This window comes from Pseudomonas sp. ES4 (assembly GCF_050586665.1).
GTDB lineage: Bacteria > Pseudomonadota > Gammaproteobacteria > Pseudomonadales > Pseudomonadaceae > Aquipseudomonas > Aquipseudomonas frederiksbergensis.
In genome coordinates, this window is the sequence record NZ_JBOBDO010000014.1 from 110865 (window position 1) to 126221 (window position 15357).

The window sequence follows — 15357 nt, forward strand, 5'->3', positions numbered from 1 at the left end:
TCCGTGCTAGCATGCCGCGCATATTTGGAGGACCCATGGTCGAACACGATTTCCGCTATAGCCTGATGAACCCGCAACACACCCTCACCGAATGCCGCGCCCTTGTGCCGGGGCGTTATCAAGTCACCGGCAACGGCGGCTCGATTCGTAACAACGACGTGCTGGTAGTGACCCTGAAAGGCGCCAAGGACTTGTCCATGCGCCTGACCGTCGAAACGGTTCGCCACTTGATCAACCCGCCCGGCCAATGGGTCGCGGTGGCCAGTGGTCCGGTGTTCGGTGAACTGGCGATCCACACCTGGAAAGTCAACTGCGACAGCTGCGCCAAAGAGCTGAGCTTCGAGTTCGCGGTCGACGCCAAGCTGGGCAACAAGGCTGAAAAGCCTGCTGCCACTGCTCGGATTGCCGAATTGGGCTGGTCCACGGTCAGCGAGAAGCACCTGTGCCCGAAATGCCAGGAGCCTGCGTGATGAAACGCCTCGCTCTGTCCGCGATGGTTGGCGCCAGCCTGCTGGGCTGCGCCGCCGAGCCGGTGCAATTGCAACACAACCGCAGCTACATTCTGGAGTGGATCGGCGAACGTCCGTTGATGGATTACAGCCACCTGACCATCACCCTCGGTGACGACGGCCGGGCCTACGGCAACGGCGGCTGCAACCACTGGTTCGCACCGTACACCCTGGAAGGCGACAAGCTGAGCTTCGGCAAGGTTGGCAGCACACGCAAGCTGTGTGCGCCGGCGCTGATGGAGCAGGAAAAGCGTTTCCTCCAGGCGTTGGAAAACGTTCAGCGCTGGGACGTCTCGCCGATCGACCAGATGCGTTTCTGGCCGGCAGAAGGCAAACCCTTGCGCTGGTGGCTTGAAGAGGGTTAACCCTCTCAATTGTGGCGAGGGAGCTTGCTCCCGCTGGGCTGCAAAGCAGCCCTAAACCCAACCACTTCGTGTCGTCAGGTACACCGCATACACAGCTTTACGATTGCTGCGCAATCGAGCGGGAGCAAGCTCCCTCGCCACAGGTGGGAACGATCAGCGCACTCAGTTCTTCGCCTGCAACGCCTCAAGCTTCGCCATCACCCCCGCCGCCGTCTGCTCGCCCATCAACTGTTCCCGTACCTTGCCCTTGTTATCGATGATGTAAGTCACCGGCAACGCCTCACTGCGCGGCACCTCAAACAGATCAGCCGGATCAGAAGCCAGTACGGTGAACTTGATGCCCAGTTTTTCACTGGCGCTTTTCAGCTCTTCCCCCTGCACATTGTCGAAGTTGACCCCGAACACACCAATCTTCTTGTCCTTGAGCTGATCGGCCAACGCGTTCAATTCCGGGATCTCGGTTCGGCACGGCCCGCACCATTCAGCCCAGTAATTGAGCACCAGCCATTGTTTGTCCAGGCGTTCGGCGGCGACTTTCTGGCCGTTCTGGTCGATGCCATAGTCGTTACCGCAGCCCCCCAGCAATAACGTACCGATGATCGCCAATGCCGCTGCCAGTCGCCTAGTCATGTTGTATTCCTTGTTCAAAATTGAATGTGCCTGCGACCCATCGCCTCCCAAGGTTCTGGATTACGCGCTGCACAGTTAGAATAGCCGTCACCTTACGCAAGATGCGAACCGCACATGACCGATCTGACGCTTTATCACAACCCGCGCTGCTCGAAATCCCGCGGTGCGCTCGAACTGCTCGAAGCCCGTGGCCTGACCCCGACCGTGGTCCGCTACCTGGAAACCCCGCTGGACGCCGCGCAAATCCAGAGCCTGCTGACCAAGCTCGGCATCAGCGCCCGGCAACTGCTGCGCACCGGCGAGGACGAATACAAAACCCTCAACCTGGCCGACAACAGCCTGAGCGAGGCGCAATTGATCGCCGCCATCGCCGCCAACCCGAAACTGATGGAGCGACCGATTCTGGAAGTCGGCGACAAAGCCATCATCGGCCGGCCACCGGAAAATGTTCTGGAGTTGCTGCCGTGAGTGCGCCGTACATTCTGGTCTTGTATTACAGCCGCAGCGGCTCGACCAATGAAATGGCCCGGCAGATCGCCCGGGGTGTCGAGCAGGCCGGTCTTGAAGCCCGGTTGCGCACGGTCCCGGCGATATCCAGCGAATGCGAAGCCGTGTCGCCGGACATCCCGGACGAAGGCGCGCTGTACGCCAGCCTCGACGATTTGAAAAATTGCGCAGGCCTGGCCATGGGCAGCCCGACCCGGTTCGGCAACATGGCGGCGCCGCTCAAGTACTTCCTCGACGGCACCAGCAACCTGTGGCTGACCGGCGCTCTGGTGGGCAAACCGGCCGGCGTTTTCACCTCCACCGCGAGCCTGCACGGCGGCCAGGAAACCACGCTGTTGTCGATGATGTTGCCGTTGCTGCACCACGGCATGCTGATCACCGGCCTGCCTTACAGCGAATCGGCCCTGCTGGAAACCCGTGGCGGCGGCACGCCTTACGGCGCCAGCCATCACGCCGGGGCCGATGGCAAAAGCGGCTTGAATGAACATGAAGTCGCGCTGTGCCGGGCCTTGGGCCTGCGTTTGGCGAAGACGGCACAGAAACTGGGGAACTGACGTGGCCAAAAAGCCGAAGATTTTGCCCTCCATCGAATGGCTCGAACCGCGGGTTCGGGCGATGCGCGTCATCAGCCTGCTGTGCTACTTCGGTCTGGTGGGTTTGCTGTGTGCCTACTACCTGATCTTCGCCGACCTGCACGGCGCCCGTCCGTGGGTGATTCTGCTGATCGAACTGGTGCCGCTGCTATTGCTGGCACCGGGGATGATTATCGGCAGTGCGCGCGGGCATTCATGGATGTGTTTTGTGGTGAACCTGTATTTCATCAAGGGCGCATTGGCGGCCTATGACCCGAACCGGCAGCTGTTTGGCTTGCTGGAAATGGGCGCCAGCGTGGCGGTGTTCTGCTCGGCGCTGTTGTATGTGCGATGGCGGTTTCAGTTGAACCGCAAGTTGGCGGGTGAAGGCGAAACCGCGGCAGCCTGATCCTCCTACAGTGATCGTTCCCACGCTCTGCGTGGGAATGCATCAAGTGACGCTCCGCGTCACAGGGACGCGGAGCGTCCCGGGCGGCATTCCCACGCGGAGCGTGGGAACGATCATTTTCGTCAGTGGTTGACGGTGTAGGCGAGCATCATCGATATCTGGCTCATCGGCCGCCCACCACTTTCTTCATGCCACTGGTTAAACACATCCTGTACCAACGCCAGATCCCGCAGGCTGGTCGGCACCTTGTCGACGATTTTCTGTGCATTCAACGCCGCGACCACGTCATAACTCGGCACAAACGTATCCTTGCCGACCATGCGCAAGAACCGCGGAGCCGACAAGCCACCCAATTGATGGCCACGCTTTTTCAGGTAGGTCCACAACCCAACGATATCCGTGACTGGCCAATCGGCGATCAACGCGCCGAAGCTGCCCTTCTCATGCGCCACATCGAGAATGAACTGCGCATTGCGCGGCACGCTCTTGAGTTTGCCCAGGTGACGAATGATCCGCGCGTCTTGCATCAGACGTTCAAGGTGTTCGGCACTCATCAGCACGACTTTCTCAGGGTCGAACTTGAAGAACACTTCTTCGAACGCCGGCCATTTGGCGTCCACCAGGCTGTGCTTGAGCCCGGCGCGGAAGACGCGCAGCGCCATGGTCGAGAGGTAGCGGTCGTCGCTGATCTTGCGCAATTGCGCCGGGGTTTTCGGAACGGGCAGATGGGCTTCCAGTTCAGCTGCCGAACCGAAGCGGTTCAGACAGTATTCGTGCAGCCACTTGTAATCGCGCATGCCCTTTCCTGATGAGTAAGTGAACAGACTCATGTGGGAGCCAGCCTGCTGGTGATAGCGGTGGGTCAGTCAACAACGATGTGTCTGACCGACCGCTATCGCCAGCAGGCTGGCTCCCACAGTGATTGTGTTTAGAGGTTGACTACGTTGACGAACCGCGAAGCGGCAGTTTCATCGATACGCAGATTGGTGAAGTCGAACAGATTACGGTCCGCCAGTTGCGACGGGATCACGTTCTGCAAGCTGCGGAAAATGCTTTCGGTGCGACCTGGCGTCTTGCGTTCCCACTCCTGAAGCATGTCCTTGACCACCTGGCGTTGCAGGTTTTCCTGGGAACCGCAGAGGTTGCACGGGATGATCGGGAATTGCTTGAAGTCCGAGTAGGCCTGGATGTCCTTTTCGTTGCAGTAGGCCAGCGGGCGGATCACCACGTTGCGGCCATCGTCGGCGCGCAGCTTCGGCGGCATGGCTTTGAGCGAACCGTTGAAGAACATGTTCAGGAAAAAGGTCTCGACGATGTCGTCGCGGTGATGACCGAGGGCCATCTTGGTCGCGCCGATTTGGTCGGCAAAGGTGTAGAGCGTGCCGCGGCGCAGGCGCGAGCACAGCGAACAGGTGGTCTTGCCTTCCGGGATCAGCTCCTTGACCACCGAATAGGTGTCTTTCTCGACGATGTGGTACTCGATGCCCAGCTCTTTGAGATAGGCCGGCAGCACATGCTCGGGGAAACTTGGCTGTTTCTGGTCCATGTTCACGGCCACGATCTCGAACTTGATCGGGGCGACCTTCTGCAAGTGCAACAGCACGTCGAGCATGGTGTAGCTGTCCTTGCCACCGGACAGGCAGACCATGACCTTGTCGCCGTCTTCAATCATGTTGAAATCGGCAACAGCCTCACCAGCCTGGCGGCGAAGGCGCTTTTGCAGTTTGTTCTGGTTGACCGTAAGAGTGCCCATGACGCGAAATCCGTGAGGTGTGACGAAAGGCCGGCATTTTACGCAAAAACCGGTCACGGGCGAAGAGCCCCCTATCCCCTGTGGGAGCGAGCCTGCTCGCGATTATGGTGTGACAGGTTGCATTGATATTGACTGACACTACACCATCGCGAGCAGGCTCACTCCCACAAGGGTCTGGGTGCACAGACCCTGCGGCGATTAACAGACGTGTTTACAGTGCAATTTGCTCTAAAGCCCTGCAACCCGCGCCGTTAAGACCTTTCTATACTGCGACATAAGGTCGCACACATAATCCAGACCTTTCCTTACTCGGCCACTTTGGCCTGTAGGCGCTCCACTGGGGGGCGACGGTAAAAACAAGAGGAGTGACTGGCATGATCCATCACGTAGTGGGGCTCTTCACCCACCCTGACCAAGAATGGAAAGAGATTCGTGGCGACCAGGAGGAAAGCATCAGCCACATGTATCTCACTCATACCCTGATTCTGGCGGCGATCCCTGCGGTGTCGGCATTTATTGGCACCACACAGGTCGGCTGGGTCATTGGCAGTCGCGCACCAGTGATGCTGACGATGGAAAGCGCGATATGGATGACGGTCATGTCGTACCTGGCGATGCTGGGCGGTGTGGCGGTAATGGGCGCGTTCATCCACTGGATGGCGCGCACCTATGACGCCAACCCGAGCCTGGCACGCTGCGTTGCATTTGCGACCTACACCGCGACACCGCTGTTTATCGGCGGTCTGGCGGCGCTGTACCCACACATGTGGCTTGGGATGATCGTTGGCACCGCGGCCATCTGCTACACGGTGTACCTGCTGTATGTGGGGCTACCCACTTTCATGAACATTCCATCAGACGAGGGATTTCTGTTTTCGAGTTCGGTGCTTGCTGTAGGCCTGGTGGTGCTAGTGGCCATCATGGCGTTCACAGTCATTGTCTGGGGACTCGGCGTGGGGCCGGTCTATACGAACTAGCCACTCTTCACCCAAAAACAAGATCTGCCAACACAGGCCGCCGCAAGGCGGCCTTCTAATGTTCAAGGATAGAAAACGGTGACGACCATTCGGCGCCTGAACGATTCGCAAGTCCCAAGGGTTGCGGCATACTCGACGCCTCTGGAGATCCATCAAGCATGCCCGAGCAACTCAATTCCCGCGTCGAAGACTGTTACCAGCTAGCCGAATCCTTTTTCAAACGACCTTTCAAACGCCCCGTGGTGAGCCTCAAGCTGCGCGGGCAAAAAGCCGGTGTCGCGCATTTGCACGAGAATCTGCTGCGCTTCAATCCACAGCTGTACCGGGAAAATACCGAAGACTTCCTCAAGCAAACCGTGGCCCATGAGGTTGCGCACCTGATCGCCCATCAACTGTTCGGCGACCGCATCCAGCCCCATGGCGAAGAGTGGCAACTGATCATGCGCGGCGTGTACGAGCTGCCGCCCAATCGCTGCCACACCTATGACGTCAAACGCCGCAGCATGACCCGCTACATCTACAAATGCCCGTGCCCCGACAGCGATTTCCCGTTTTCGGCGCAGCGTCATGGTTTGGTGAGACAGGGGCGACGGTATTTGTGTCGGCGGTGCCGGAGCACGTTGGTGTTTAGTGGGGAAATGCGGGTCGAGTGACCCACATGATCGTTCCCACGCTCTGCGTGGGAATGCCGCCATGGACGCTCCGCGTCCACTGTGACGCAGAGCGTCACGGGATGCATTCCCACGCGGAGCATGGGAACGATCTATGTAACGACCCTGGCACGGCGCAACTCCGCGATCTGCTCAGCGCTATACCCCAACTCCTCCAACACCTGATCCGTATGCTGCCCTATGGCCGCGCCAATATGCCGAGGCTCAGGCAAGCCGTCCGAAAACTTCAACGGACACGCCATCTGCGCCTGAGTCGTCCCGTCACCCCGCGGCACTTCGGTCACCAGCGCCCGCGCCTTCACCTGCGGATGCCGCACCGCTTCGCCCAGGCTCAACACCGGCTCGACGCACGCATCGACGCCGGCGAACAGCTCACACAACTCGGCAAAGTCGTGTTTTTCGAATTCAACTTTCAATGCCTCCTTGAGCGCCTGTTGCCGGGCCGGCTCGGGCGACAGCCCCTGGGCCGCCAGTTCCGGGCGACCCAATGCCGTGCAGAGTTGCTGCATGAACACCGGCTCCAGACTGCCCACCGAGAACCAGCGCCCATCGCGGGAACGGTAATAGTCGTAGAAGCTGCCGCCATTGAGCATCTGATTTTCCCTGCCCGGCTCCACCCCGCAGGCCAGGTACCCGGCACCGGCCATGGCGTTCAGGCTGAACACACAGTCGGTCATGCTCACATCCAGATGCTGCCCCTGCCCGGTTTGCTGCCGGGCGATGACCGCCGCCAGCAGGCCGATCACCCCGTGCAACGAGCCACCGGCGATATCCGCCACTTGCATGCCCAACGGCAACGGGCCACTGTCGGCGCGGCCGGTGTAGCTCGAAAGCCCCGCCAACGCCAGGTAGTTGATGTCGTGGCCGGCGCGGTCCTTGTAGGGGCCGGTCTGGCCATACCCGGTGATCGACACATAAATCAGCTTCGGATTGATCGCCTTCAAGGCTTCATAGCCCAAACCCAACCGGTCCATCACGCCGGGACGGAATTGCTCCAGCACGATGTCGTAGTCCTGCAACAACTGCTTGATCACCTCCAGCGCCTCGGGCTGCTTGAGGTCCAGCGCCAGGCTGCGCTTGTTGCGATTGAGATAGGCGTGGCTGGCCGAGACGCCTTGATCATGCGGTGGCAACACCCGCAACAGGTCCATGCGTGTTGGCGATTCGATGCGCAACACCTCGGCGCCCATGTCTGCCAGCAGCAACGAGGCGAACGGCCCCGGCAGCAATGTCGAGAAATCCAGAACCTTGAGTGATGCCAGTGGACCGAGCATGGGCGTTCTCCGTAAACGATGCCTCCAGACTAGGCAGCCTACGCCCTTGCAGCAATCACCTTAAGCGTCAGATGCGCTGACCGTTGCGCTCAAATCCCAGGCATGAAAAAACCCGCCGAAGCGGGTTTTTTCAGTGCAGCCGTCTTATTTGACGTTGCTTGGGGTCGGGCCTTCAGCCACGCCCAGGTCATCTACTTCACGCTCGTCGGAGATACCGCGACCGCCAGAAGCCAGCTCGACTTGCAGCTTGTCTTCGTCCAGCTCTTTCACCCACTTGGCGACCACGAGGGTGGCTACGGCGTTACCCACCAGGTTGGTCAGCGCACGGGCTTCGGACATGAAGCGGTCGATACCGAGGATCAGCGCCAGGCCGGCCACCGGCAGAGTACCCACGGCCGACAGGGTCGCTGCCAGCACGATGAAGCCGCTACCGGTCACACCTGCCGCACCTTTGGAGGACAACAGCAGCACCAGCAGCAAGGTGATCTGGTGAGTGAGGTCCATCGGCGTATCAGTCGCCTGAGCGATAAACACAGCCGCCATGGTCAGGTAGATCGAAGTACCGTCGAGGTTGAAGGAGTAACCAGTCGGGATCACCAGACCCACTACCGATTTATCCGCACCCAGACGTTCCATTTTGATCAGCATGCGTGGCAGCGCGGATTCCGAAGAGGAAGTGCCCAGCACGATCAGCAGTTCTTCACGGATGTAGCGAATCAGTTTCAGCACGCTGAAACCGTGCGCGCGGCAGATGGCGCCCAGAACCAGGACTACGAACAGGATGCAGGTGATGTAGAAGCAGATCATCAACTGACCCAGTTGCACCAGCGAACCGACACCGTAGGCACCGATGGTGAAGGCCATCGCACCGAACGCACCGACTGGAGCGAGCTTCATGATCATGTTGATGATGTTGAACATCACGTGAGCGAAGCGATCGATGAAGTCCAGCACCGGTTTGCCGTAGGCACCCAGGCGATGCAGGGCGAAACCGAAGATCACCGAGAACATCAGCACTTGCAGGATGTCGCCGTTGGCGAAGGCGCCGACGATGGTGTTCGGGATCACGTTGAGAACGAAAGCAATGATGCTCTGGTCTTTACCGGCCGAGATGAAGCCAGCGATTTTGCTGGTGTCCAGGGTCGTCACGTCGATGTGCATGCCGGCGCCCGGTTGCACGACGTTGACCACGACCAGACCGATCAGCAAGGCGATGGTGGAGACGATTTCGAAGTACAGCAGCGCATAGCCGCCGGTCTTGCCGACCGATTTCATGTTCTGCATGCCGGCGATACCACTGACGACCGTACAGAAGATGATCGGCGCGATGACCATTTTGATCAGTTTGATGAACCCGTCACCCAGCGGCTTGAGGGCTACACCGGTCTGCGGGTAGAAGTGACCGAGCAGGATGCCGATGGCAATAGCAACGATCACCTGGAAGTACAGGGATTTATACAGTGGCTGACGAGTCGTCATTGCAAAGTTCCTCAAGAGTGCCTCAGTAGCAACATCCATCTGTTGCACCTGACACCTCAATTGCGAACCCTCCTGCACTGGAGGGATTTGTTTTGTCGAGCTGCGCAGCGGCAGGCATCTGCGAGTTGTATCGCAAGGCCCGTGCCACCTTCGTCAAATCGCCAGCAAGCCTTTTGGCTTCAAGGGTTGCAGGTTTTTCTTTGTCACCAGACGGTTACGACAAAGTGGCGGATTTCCGCCCATCGACCAAACCTCGTCCTACAAATTGGCGGATATCCGCCTTGTTCATCATCAGGCGCCACGGCTACCATCGGCCGTTCAATGGACGGACTTGCCTGCTATGCGCGAACGCACCATCGCCAGTCATTTCGCCCGTGCCGCCCTCGGTGGCGCACGCCGGCTGGGTTATGACTATTCGAATCTGCTGCAACAACTCGGCATCAGCCCCGAGTTGCTTGAAGAGCCGCGGGCGCGAATCGCGCCTGAACAGTTCACCCGATTGATCCAGGGCCTGTGGCTGGGACTGGACGACGAATACCTGGGTTTCGGACCGGTTCCGAGCAAAACCGGCAGCTTCGCGATGATGTGCCATGCGCTGATCCACTGCCGCAATCTGGAGAAAGCACTCCACCGCGGCCTGTTGTTTTACAGCTTGTTCCCCAACAGCCCCCGTCTGACCCTGACCCGCGAAGACGACCTGATTCGCCTGAGCCTCGACGACTCGCAGTTCCGCGACCCGGACCACTTCCTCACCGAGAGCCAGTTGCTGGTGTGGCATCGTCTCGGCAGCTGGCTGATCGGCCAGCGCATTCGCCTGGAACAGGCGACGTTCAGTTACCCGAAACCCGAGCACGGCGCCGAATACGATTTGCTGTTCCCCTGTCCTCTGGCGTTTTCCACGGCGCCGAGCAGCCTGTTGTTTCACAGTCGTTACCTGGACATGCCGCTGCTGCAGGATGAACGGACACTCAAGCATTTCCTCGAACGCTCCCCCGCCGACCTGTTGTCGCGCCCGGACGACGGCGACAGTTTGAGCAGCCAGTTGCGAAGGTTGCTCAGCCGTGACAGTTCGCACTGGCCGGATCTTGAAGAGGTGGCCGCGCACTTGCACATCAGCCCGCAAACCTTGCGCCGGCATTTGCGGGAGGAAGGGTCGAGTTTTCAGGAATTGAAGGATCAGCTGCGGCGGGACATTGCGATTTATCACCTGGGGCGGGCGGATTTGTCGTTGCAGCAGATTGCCGAGCAACTGGGGTTTTCCGAGCCTTCGGCGTTTCACCGGGCGTTCAAGAAGTGGACCGGACTTACGCCTGGGGCTTATCGCGCGCAAGAGAACTGAAGTTCCACTGATCGTTCCCACGCTCTGCGTGGGAATGCCTCAAGGGACGCTCCGCGTTCCAGCTCCCGAAAGGGACGCAGAGCGTCCCGGGCTGCATTCCCACGCAGAGCGTGGGAACGATCAGTCGCTCCGCGTGGGAACGATCGGTTACTCGCGGTCAAACCACCGGAAAATGAATCCGGAACGCCGCCCCGCCCATCGGCGAATCCCCCAGCGTCAGCTTCGCGCTGTAGCTCTCGATGATGTCCTTGACCACCGCCAACCCAATCCCCTGCCCCGGATGCTGGCGATCCAGCCGTTCCCCACGCTGCAGAATCCGCGCCCGCTGATCCGGCGGCACTCCCGGCCCGTCATCCTCAACACACAACTCAACCCCGCCAAGATTTTCGCGCACGCTGATGCGTACTTCGCCGAGGCACAGGCGATAGGCGTTTTCCAGCAGGTTGCCCATCATTTCCAGCAACGCACCCTGTTCGATCGGCACGTAACACTGCTCCGGCAGATCGAACGCGACCCGCACGCGTTTGTCGCGGTAGACCTTGTCCAGCGTGTCGCACAGGCTTTGCAGCACCGGGCGCAGGCGTACCTGATGACGCACCAGACCGCTTTTGCGCAGGCTGGCGCGTTGCAGTTGGTAGCTGATCTGCTGGCTCATGCGTTCGATCTGGGTTTGCAGCACCCAGGCCTGATCACGATCGGCCGGGCGCTGGGCCATGTCTTCGCTGACGCCTTGCAGCACAGTCAGCGGGGTTTTCAGGCTGTGGGCCAGGTCGTCGAGGGAATCGCGATAGCGGCTGCGTTGTTCGCGCTCGCTGTGCAGCAAGCGGTTGAGGGAACCGGTCAGGCGCAACAGTTCGCGCGGGTGTTGTTCGCTGAGGCTTTCGCGGGTGCCGCTTTCGATCTCGTCCAGTTCCTGACTGAGCCGGCGCAACGCCTGCAAGCCCCAGGTCAGGCCGCTCCACAGCAGCGCGAGCAACACCAGCAAGGCGGCACCGAAACCGAGGTAGAGGTTTTCCCGCAGGCCTTCGAGGGTGGCTTCGTACTCGCGCACCGGTTGCAGCGCGACGATGCTGAACGCCGCGCTCTTGCCGCCGAGCAGTTTGACCTCGACGTCATAGACGAAGAATTCCTGGCCGTTGGCTTCGCTGATTCTCGCGAACTCGTTACCGCGCCCGTCGTAACGCGGTTTGTAGTTGATGTGCTCTTCCTGGGTGCCCTTCGAGCGCCAGACCAGATGCCCTTCGCGGTCATAGATGTAGCCAAGCAAACGGCCGTCAGTGAGGTTGAAACGCTCATCGGGCAACTGCGCCGGCATCTGCAAGCGGTTGTTCTCCACCCGCGCGGCGGAAATCAGCGTGGTGACGTCCGACGCCAGGCGCTGTTCGATCGAGTCCTGCAACGCCAGGCTGAACGCGCCCTGCATCGCCGGCAGCAGCGCCAGCATGAACAACACCGCCAGGAGCGCGGCAGCGAGCATCAAGCGGACACGAAGGGAACGAATCAAGTGCAGCGCTCATTGAACAGGTAGCCGAGGCCACGCACGGTATCGATCGGTTTGAAGCCGGACGGGCCTTCAAGTTTGCGGCGCAGACGGCCGACCAACACTTCGATCACGTTCGGATCGCGCTCGTCGTCGTCCGGGTAGAGCTGTTCCATCAAGCGATCCTTGGCCACCACTTGCTGGTGATGCCGCATCAGGTACTCGAGGATCCGATACTCGTAAGCAGTCAGCGCCAGCGGTTGTTCATCGAGGGACGCCTGTTTGCGATTGAGGTCCAGCAGCAACGGCCCGGCGACGATGGTCGACTGGGTGAAACCGCTGGAACGGCGCAGCAAGGCATTCAGGCGGGCATCGAGTTCTTCGAACTGGAACGGTTTGACCACGTAATCGTCGGCGCCGGCGGCAAGGCCTTCGACCTTGTCCTGCCAGTTGCCGCGCGCGGTGAGGATCAGGATCGGGAAGGTCTTGCCGCGCGAGCGCAGCTGACGGATCAGGTCGAGCCCGCCCATGCCCGGCAGGCCGAGATCGATCACCGCCAGGTCATGGTTGTACTGCTCGGTCTGGTACAGCGCCTCTTCGGCATTGGCCACGGACTCGACCACGTGGCCGCTGTCCGTCAGGCGGGTTTGCAGGTGATGGCGCAACAGCGCTTCATCTTCGACGACCAGCAGTTTCATAACGCTCTCCTACGCAAATCAACATCTCCAGAAACAAACTTCAATGGCTGACAGGGCGACCTGTGGGAGCGAGCCTGCTCGCGATAGCGGTGGGTCAGCCCATATTGATGCTGAATGTACCGCCGTCATCGCGAGCAGGCTCGCTCCCACAGGATTGCGCTTGACTGACTGGCAATGCTTGTCAGAAAGCGTAGTTCGCCGACAGGTAGGTCTGGGCGCTGCTGGTCAGGTCCAGCGAGCCCTGTTTGCTGCCACCGCGCTCGCTCATCTCGGTGCTGGCGTTGCTTCGCAGGTAACGGTAACCCAGTTCCACCGAGGTGTTTTGCGAAACCTGTTGCAGGACACCCACCTGGCCGCCGATGGCGTAACCGATGTCGCTGTCGCGGCTGAAGCCTGGCGACTCCTGAGTCATTTTGGTCAAACCGGCCGTGGCGCCGCCGAACAACCTGGTGCTGCTGCCCACCGGGTAGAACAGATCGTAGCTGCCCAGGAGGTTTTCCTGTCGCAGTTTAATGCCGTTGTGCGAGCCCGATACGTTGTCGTAAGTGGCATAGTAGCGACCCTGGCTGTTTTGCCGGCCCAGACGCACACCCCAGGTGTTGTCCTTGCCGATCACGCCGTCGGCGTTTGGGCTGTTGAGGTTGTCGTTCAGGGCGTGGGACTTTTTGACCTTGTCGCTGGTCTGTCCAAAAGTAAGGCTGGCGAAATTGTCGTCGGAAGCGAAAGCCGCGGTACTCGCGCTCAGGACAGTAAAAGCCAGAAGCAGTTTTTTGAATCCAGTCATAGGGGAGTTCCTTATGTGCTATTTGCTATTTGGGTACGGGGCAAGGTTACTCACCCGGCCCTGAACTCCCCCTGAACGCACGCTGAACCTGAGCTGAATCAAATCGACCAGGCTGTTTTGATGACTTTTTGCAGGAGATCCGACGATGCGCATTTTCCTCGCCTTTGCATTACTGGCCTTGAGCGGGCTCAGCCAAGCCGCTATCAAGACTCAGGAAATCCCTTATCAAAGTGCTGACGGCACCAAGCTGATCGGCTATTTCGCCTACGACGACGCCATTCAGGGCGCACGCCCCGGCGTTGTGGTGGTGCACGAATGGTGGGGGCTCAACGAGTACACCAAGCGCCGCGCCCGGGATCTCGCCGGTCTGGGCTACAGCGCACTGGCCATCGACATGTATGGCGATGGCAAAAACACTGAGCATCCCAAGGACGCGATGGCCTTCATGCAAGCGGCATTGAAAGACAGTGCCGCGTCCAGTGCACGCTTTCAGGCCGGGCTCGATCTGCTGAAGAAACAGCCGCAAACCGACCCGAACAAAATCGCCGCTATCGGTTATTGCTTCGGCGGCGGCGTGGTGCTGAATGCGGCACGCCAGGGTTTGCCGCTGGCGGGCGTGGTGAGTTTTCACGGTGCGCTGGCAACCAAGACGCCTGCCACACCGGGTAGCGTGAAAGCCAAAATCCTCGTCGAACATGGCGCTCTGGACAGCATGATCACCGCGGATAACGTTGCAGCGTTCAAGGCAGAAATGGACAAGGCAGGTGCTGACTATCAATTCGTCAACCTTGAAGGAGCCAAGCATGGATTCAGCAATCCTGATGCGGACCGGTTGAGCCATGGCGATCACGGCGGGCCGGATATTGGCTACAACAAAGCGGCGGATGAAAAATCCTGGGCGGACATGCAGGCGTTCTTCAAGAAAATATTTAGCTGACACAGTGATCGTTCCCACGGTCCCCGTGGGAATGCAGCCCGGGACGCTCCGCGTCCCTTTCGAGAGCTGGAACGCAGAGCGTCCCTTGAGGCATTCCCACGCGGAGCGTGGGAACGATCAAGCCGTTGCTACTACCCAGCCTGAGAGCAACCCGGCAAAATGCCCCACATGAATCGCGCCCCCGCCCTCCCTGTCTGCTGCACCCCACTCGATGCCCATTGGCCGCTGCCGTTTGCGCTGCCCGATACGGTGCTGTTGAGCACTCACTTCGATACCTCGCAACTGGCCAGCGATGATTTCCAGCGCAGCGCCATCGAGCCGCCGCCCACCATCCAGCGTTCGGTCGCCAAGCGTCAGGCGGAGTTCCTCGCCGGGCGGGTTTGCGCTCGGGCGGCGTTGCAACAGTTGGAAGGGCTGAACTTCATCCCGGCTATCGGCGAAGACCGGGCACCGGTGTGGCCGACGCACATCACCGGTTCGATCACCCACAGCACCGGCCGGGCCTCGGCGATCGTCGCGAAGAAAACCCACTATCGCGGCCTGGGGATGGACCTGGAAAACCTGCTCAACCTTGAACGGGCCGAGCGGCTGGCCGGGGAAATCCTCACCCCGCCCGAGTTGCAACGTATGACCGCAGGCCGTCGCGACCAGTTGGCGATGCTGGTCACCCTGACGTTTTCGGTGAAGGAAAGCCTGTTCAAGGCGCTGTATCCGATCGTTCAGCAGCGCTTCTATTTCGAGCACGCTGAAGTGCTGGAGTGGACCGAAAGCGGTGAAGTGCGGCTGCGGTTGCTGACTGATTTGTCCAGCGAGTGGCGTAACGGCACGGAGCTGGATGCGCAGTTTGGGGTGGTGGATGGGCAGTTGTTGAGTCTGGTCAGCATCAAGGCCTGAAGGCTTTTAGCGTCTCCAATGACGCCATCGCGGGCAAGCCCGCTCCCACAGGGATCTATGCAACACCACAAATCCTGTG

Annotated in this window: 18 protein-coding genes; 10 read left to right on the forward strand and 8 right to left on the reverse strand. The window is 59.9% G+C overall.

The features are described 5' to 3' along the window. Positions 1-35 precede the first annotated feature (35 nt). Together ACQ4OB_RS16990 and ACQ4OB_RS16995 are read left to right on the forward strand one after the other, a co-directional pair. Complete coding sequence (locus ACQ4OB_RS16990) at positions 36-470, forward strand: hypothetical protein (protein ID WP_074879128.1); 435 nt, start codon at positions 36-38, stop codon at positions 468-470. Next, entirely contained in the window at positions 470-874 is a 405-nt protein-coding gene (locus ACQ4OB_RS16995; protein WP_074879130.1) for an META domain-containing protein, read from the forward strand. The genes ACQ4OB_RS16990 and ACQ4OB_RS16995 overlap by 1 nt, the downstream gene beginning before the upstream one ends. Before the next feature lie 162 nt (positions 875-1036). On the opposite strand, the gene ACQ4OB_RS17000 is transcribed toward ACQ4OB_RS16995, so the two are convergent. Further along, entirely contained in the window at positions 1037-1504 is a 468-nt protein-coding gene (locus ACQ4OB_RS17000) for a TlpA disulfide reductase family protein (RefSeq protein ID WP_074879132.1), read from the reverse strand. A 114-nt stretch (positions 1505-1618) separates the two neighbouring features. On the opposite strand from ACQ4OB_RS17000, the gene arsC reads away from it, so the two are divergent. The 3 genes from arsC to ACQ4OB_RS17015 are packed head-to-tail and all read left to right on the forward strand — an operon-like array spanning position 1619 to position 2992. Continuing rightward, entirely contained in the window at positions 1619-1972 is a 354-nt protein-coding gene (gene arsC, locus ACQ4OB_RS17005; protein ID WP_430956087.1) for an arsenate reductase (glutaredoxin), read from the forward strand. Beyond that, positions 1969-2565 carry an NAD(P)H:quinone oxidoreductase gene (wrbA, locus tag ACQ4OB_RS17010; RefSeq protein WP_008147989.1) on the forward strand — a complete coding sequence of 199 codons (597 nt, stop codon included), beginning with the start codon at positions 1969-1971 and terminating at the stop codon, positions 2563-2565. Before arsC ends, wrbA begins: the two co-directional genes overlap by 4 nt. Before the next feature lies 1 nt (position 2566). Continuing rightward, a complete protein-coding gene (locus ACQ4OB_RS17015) occupies positions 2567-2992 on the forward strand; it encodes a DUF2069 domain-containing protein (RefSeq protein WP_430956088.1) in 426 nt (141 codons plus the stop codon). A gap of 122 nt (positions 2993-3114) precedes the next feature. Here ACQ4OB_RS17015 and ACQ4OB_RS17020 read toward each other — a convergent pair whose 3' ends face one another. Both ACQ4OB_RS17020 and ttcA read right to left on the reverse strand, forming a co-directional pair. Then, entirely contained in the window at positions 3115-3789 is a 675-nt protein-coding gene (locus ACQ4OB_RS17020) for a DNA-3-methyladenine glycosylase I (protein WP_076028287.1), read from the reverse strand. A gap of 131 nt (positions 3790-3920) precedes the next feature. Continuing rightward, a complete protein-coding gene (gene ttcA / locus ACQ4OB_RS17025; RefSeq protein WP_430956089.1) occupies positions 3921-4745 on the reverse strand; it encodes a tRNA 2-thiocytidine(32) synthetase TtcA in 825 nt (274 codons plus the stop codon). A gap of 374 nt (positions 4746-5119) precedes the next feature. Between ttcA and ACQ4OB_RS17030 the strand changes: the two genes are divergently transcribed. Next, positions 5120-5722, forward strand: a complete 603-nt coding sequence (locus tag ACQ4OB_RS17030; protein WP_074879141.1) for a Yip1 family protein — start codon at positions 5120-5122, stop codon at positions 5720-5722. A 158-nt stretch (positions 5723-5880) separates the two neighbouring features. Continuing rightward, positions 5881-6375 (forward strand): SprT family zinc-dependent metalloprotease, encoded by a 495-nt coding sequence (locus tag ACQ4OB_RS17035; RefSeq protein WP_074879143.1) that lies wholly within the window; start codon positions 5881-5883, stop codon positions 6373-6375. 110 nt (positions 6376-6485) lie between these two features. On the opposite strand, the gene ACQ4OB_RS17040 is transcribed toward ACQ4OB_RS17035, so the two are convergent. Further along, a complete protein-coding gene (locus ACQ4OB_RS17040) occupies positions 6486-7667 on the reverse strand; it encodes a CaiB/BaiF CoA transferase family protein (protein WP_430956090.1) in 1182 nt (393 codons plus the stop codon). 144 nt (positions 7668-7811) lie between these two features. Continuing rightward, positions 7812-9146 (reverse strand): dicarboxylate/amino acid:cation symporter, encoded by a 1335-nt coding sequence (locus ACQ4OB_RS17045; protein WP_074879147.1) that lies wholly within the window; start codon positions 9144-9146, stop codon positions 7812-7814. A 340-nt stretch (positions 9147-9486) separates the two neighbouring features. Here ACQ4OB_RS17045 and ACQ4OB_RS17050 point away from each other — a divergent pair, with 340 nt between their 5' ends. Next, complete coding sequence (locus ACQ4OB_RS17050) at positions 9487-10485, forward strand: AraC family transcriptional regulator (RefSeq protein WP_430956091.1); 999 nt, start codon at positions 9487-9489, stop codon at positions 10483-10485. A 157-nt stretch (positions 10486-10642) separates the two neighbouring features. Here the strand turns inward: ACQ4OB_RS17050 and ACQ4OB_RS17055 are convergent, their stop codons facing one another. The 3 genes from ACQ4OB_RS17055 to ACQ4OB_RS17065 form a co-directional block, all read right to left on the reverse strand. Then, on the reverse strand, positions 10643-11989 hold the full coding sequence (locus tag ACQ4OB_RS17055) for an ATP-binding protein (protein ID WP_074879151.1): 1347 nt from the start codon (positions 11987-11989) through the stop codon (positions 10643-10645). Then, positions 11986-12663, reverse strand: a complete 678-nt coding sequence (locus tag ACQ4OB_RS17060; RefSeq protein ID WP_076028291.1) for a response regulator — start codon at positions 12661-12663, stop codon at positions 11986-11988. Before ACQ4OB_RS17060 ends, ACQ4OB_RS17055 begins: the two co-directional genes overlap by 4 nt. 181 nt (positions 12664-12844) lie before the next feature. After that, entirely contained in the window at positions 12845-13447 is a 603-nt protein-coding gene (locus ACQ4OB_RS17065; RefSeq protein WP_076028292.1) for a hypothetical protein, read from the reverse strand. A gap of 145 nt (positions 13448-13592) precedes the next feature. On the opposite strand from ACQ4OB_RS17065, the gene ACQ4OB_RS17070 reads away from it, so the two are divergent. Beyond that, positions 13593-14384 carry a dienelactone hydrolase family protein gene (locus tag ACQ4OB_RS17070; protein ID WP_430956092.1) on the forward strand — a complete coding sequence of 264 codons (792 nt, stop codon included), beginning with the start codon at positions 13593-13595 and terminating at the stop codon, positions 14382-14384. Positions 14385-14552: 168 nt separating this feature from the next. Then, positions 14553-15278 carry a 4'-phosphopantetheinyl transferase family protein gene (locus ACQ4OB_RS17075; protein WP_430956093.1) on the forward strand — a complete coding sequence of 242 codons (726 nt, stop codon included), beginning with the start codon at positions 14553-14555 and terminating at the stop codon, positions 15276-15278. The last annotated feature ends 79 nt before the right edge of the window (positions 15279-15357 follow it).

Excerpts from the sequence above, each read along its gene's own strand:
- ACQ4OB_RS17065 (WP_076028292.1), bottom strand. The coding sequence starts at position 13,447 with ATGACTGGATTCAAAAAACTGCTTCTGGCTTTTACTGTCCTGAGCGCG.
- ACQ4OB_RS17000 (WP_074879132.1), bottom strand. The coding sequence starts at position 1,504 with ATGACTAGGCGACTGGCAGCGGCATTGGCGATCATCGGTACGTTATTG.
- ACQ4OB_RS16995 (WP_074879130.1), top strand. The coding sequence starts at position 470 with ATGAAACGCCTCGCTCTGTCCGCGATGGTTGGCGCCAGCCTGCTGGGC.
- ACQ4OB_RS17035 (WP_074879143.1), top strand. The coding sequence starts at position 5,881 with ATGCCCGAGCAACTCAATTCCCGCGTCGAAGACTGTTACCAGCTAGCC.
- ACQ4OB_RS17020 (WP_076028287.1), bottom strand. The coding sequence starts at position 3,789 with ATGCGCGATTACAAGTGGCTGCACGAATACTGTCTGAACCGCTTCGGT.
- ACQ4OB_RS17045 (WP_074879147.1), bottom strand. The coding sequence starts at position 9,146 with ATGACGACTCGTCAGCCACTGTATAAATCCCTGTACTTCCAGGTGATC.
- ACQ4OB_RS17060 (WP_076028291.1), bottom strand. The coding sequence starts at position 12,663 with ATGAAACTGCTGGTCGTCGAAGATGAAGCGCTGTTGCGCCATCACCTG.
- ttcA (WP_430956089.1), bottom strand. The coding sequence starts at position 4,745 with ATGGGCACTCTTACGGTCAACCAGAACAAACTGCAAAAGCGCCTTCGC.
- ACQ4OB_RS16990 (WP_074879128.1), top strand. The coding sequence starts at position 36 with ATGGTCGAACACGATTTCCGCTATAGCCTGATGAACCCGCAACACACC.
- ACQ4OB_RS17070 (WP_430956092.1), top strand. The coding sequence starts at position 13,593 with ATGCGCATTTTCCTCGCCTTTGCATTACTGGCCTTGAGCGGGCTCAGC.
- ACQ4OB_RS17030 (WP_074879141.1), top strand. The coding sequence starts at position 5,120 with ATGATCCATCACGTAGTGGGGCTCTTCACCCACCCTGACCAAGAATGG.
- ACQ4OB_RS17075 (WP_430956093.1), top strand. The coding sequence starts at position 14,553 with ATGAATCGCGCCCCCGCCCTCCCTGTCTGCTGCACCCCACTCGATGCC.
- ACQ4OB_RS17040 (WP_430956090.1), bottom strand. The coding sequence starts at position 7,667 with ATGCTCGGTCCACTGGCATCACTCAAGGTTCTGGATTTCTCGACATTG.
- arsC (WP_430956087.1), top strand. The coding sequence starts at position 1,619 with ATGACCGATCTGACGCTTTATCACAACCCGCGCTGCTCGAAATCCCGC.
- ACQ4OB_RS17050 (WP_430956091.1), top strand. The coding sequence starts at position 9,487 with ATGCGCGAACGCACCATCGCCAGTCATTTCGCCCGTGCCGCCCTCGGT.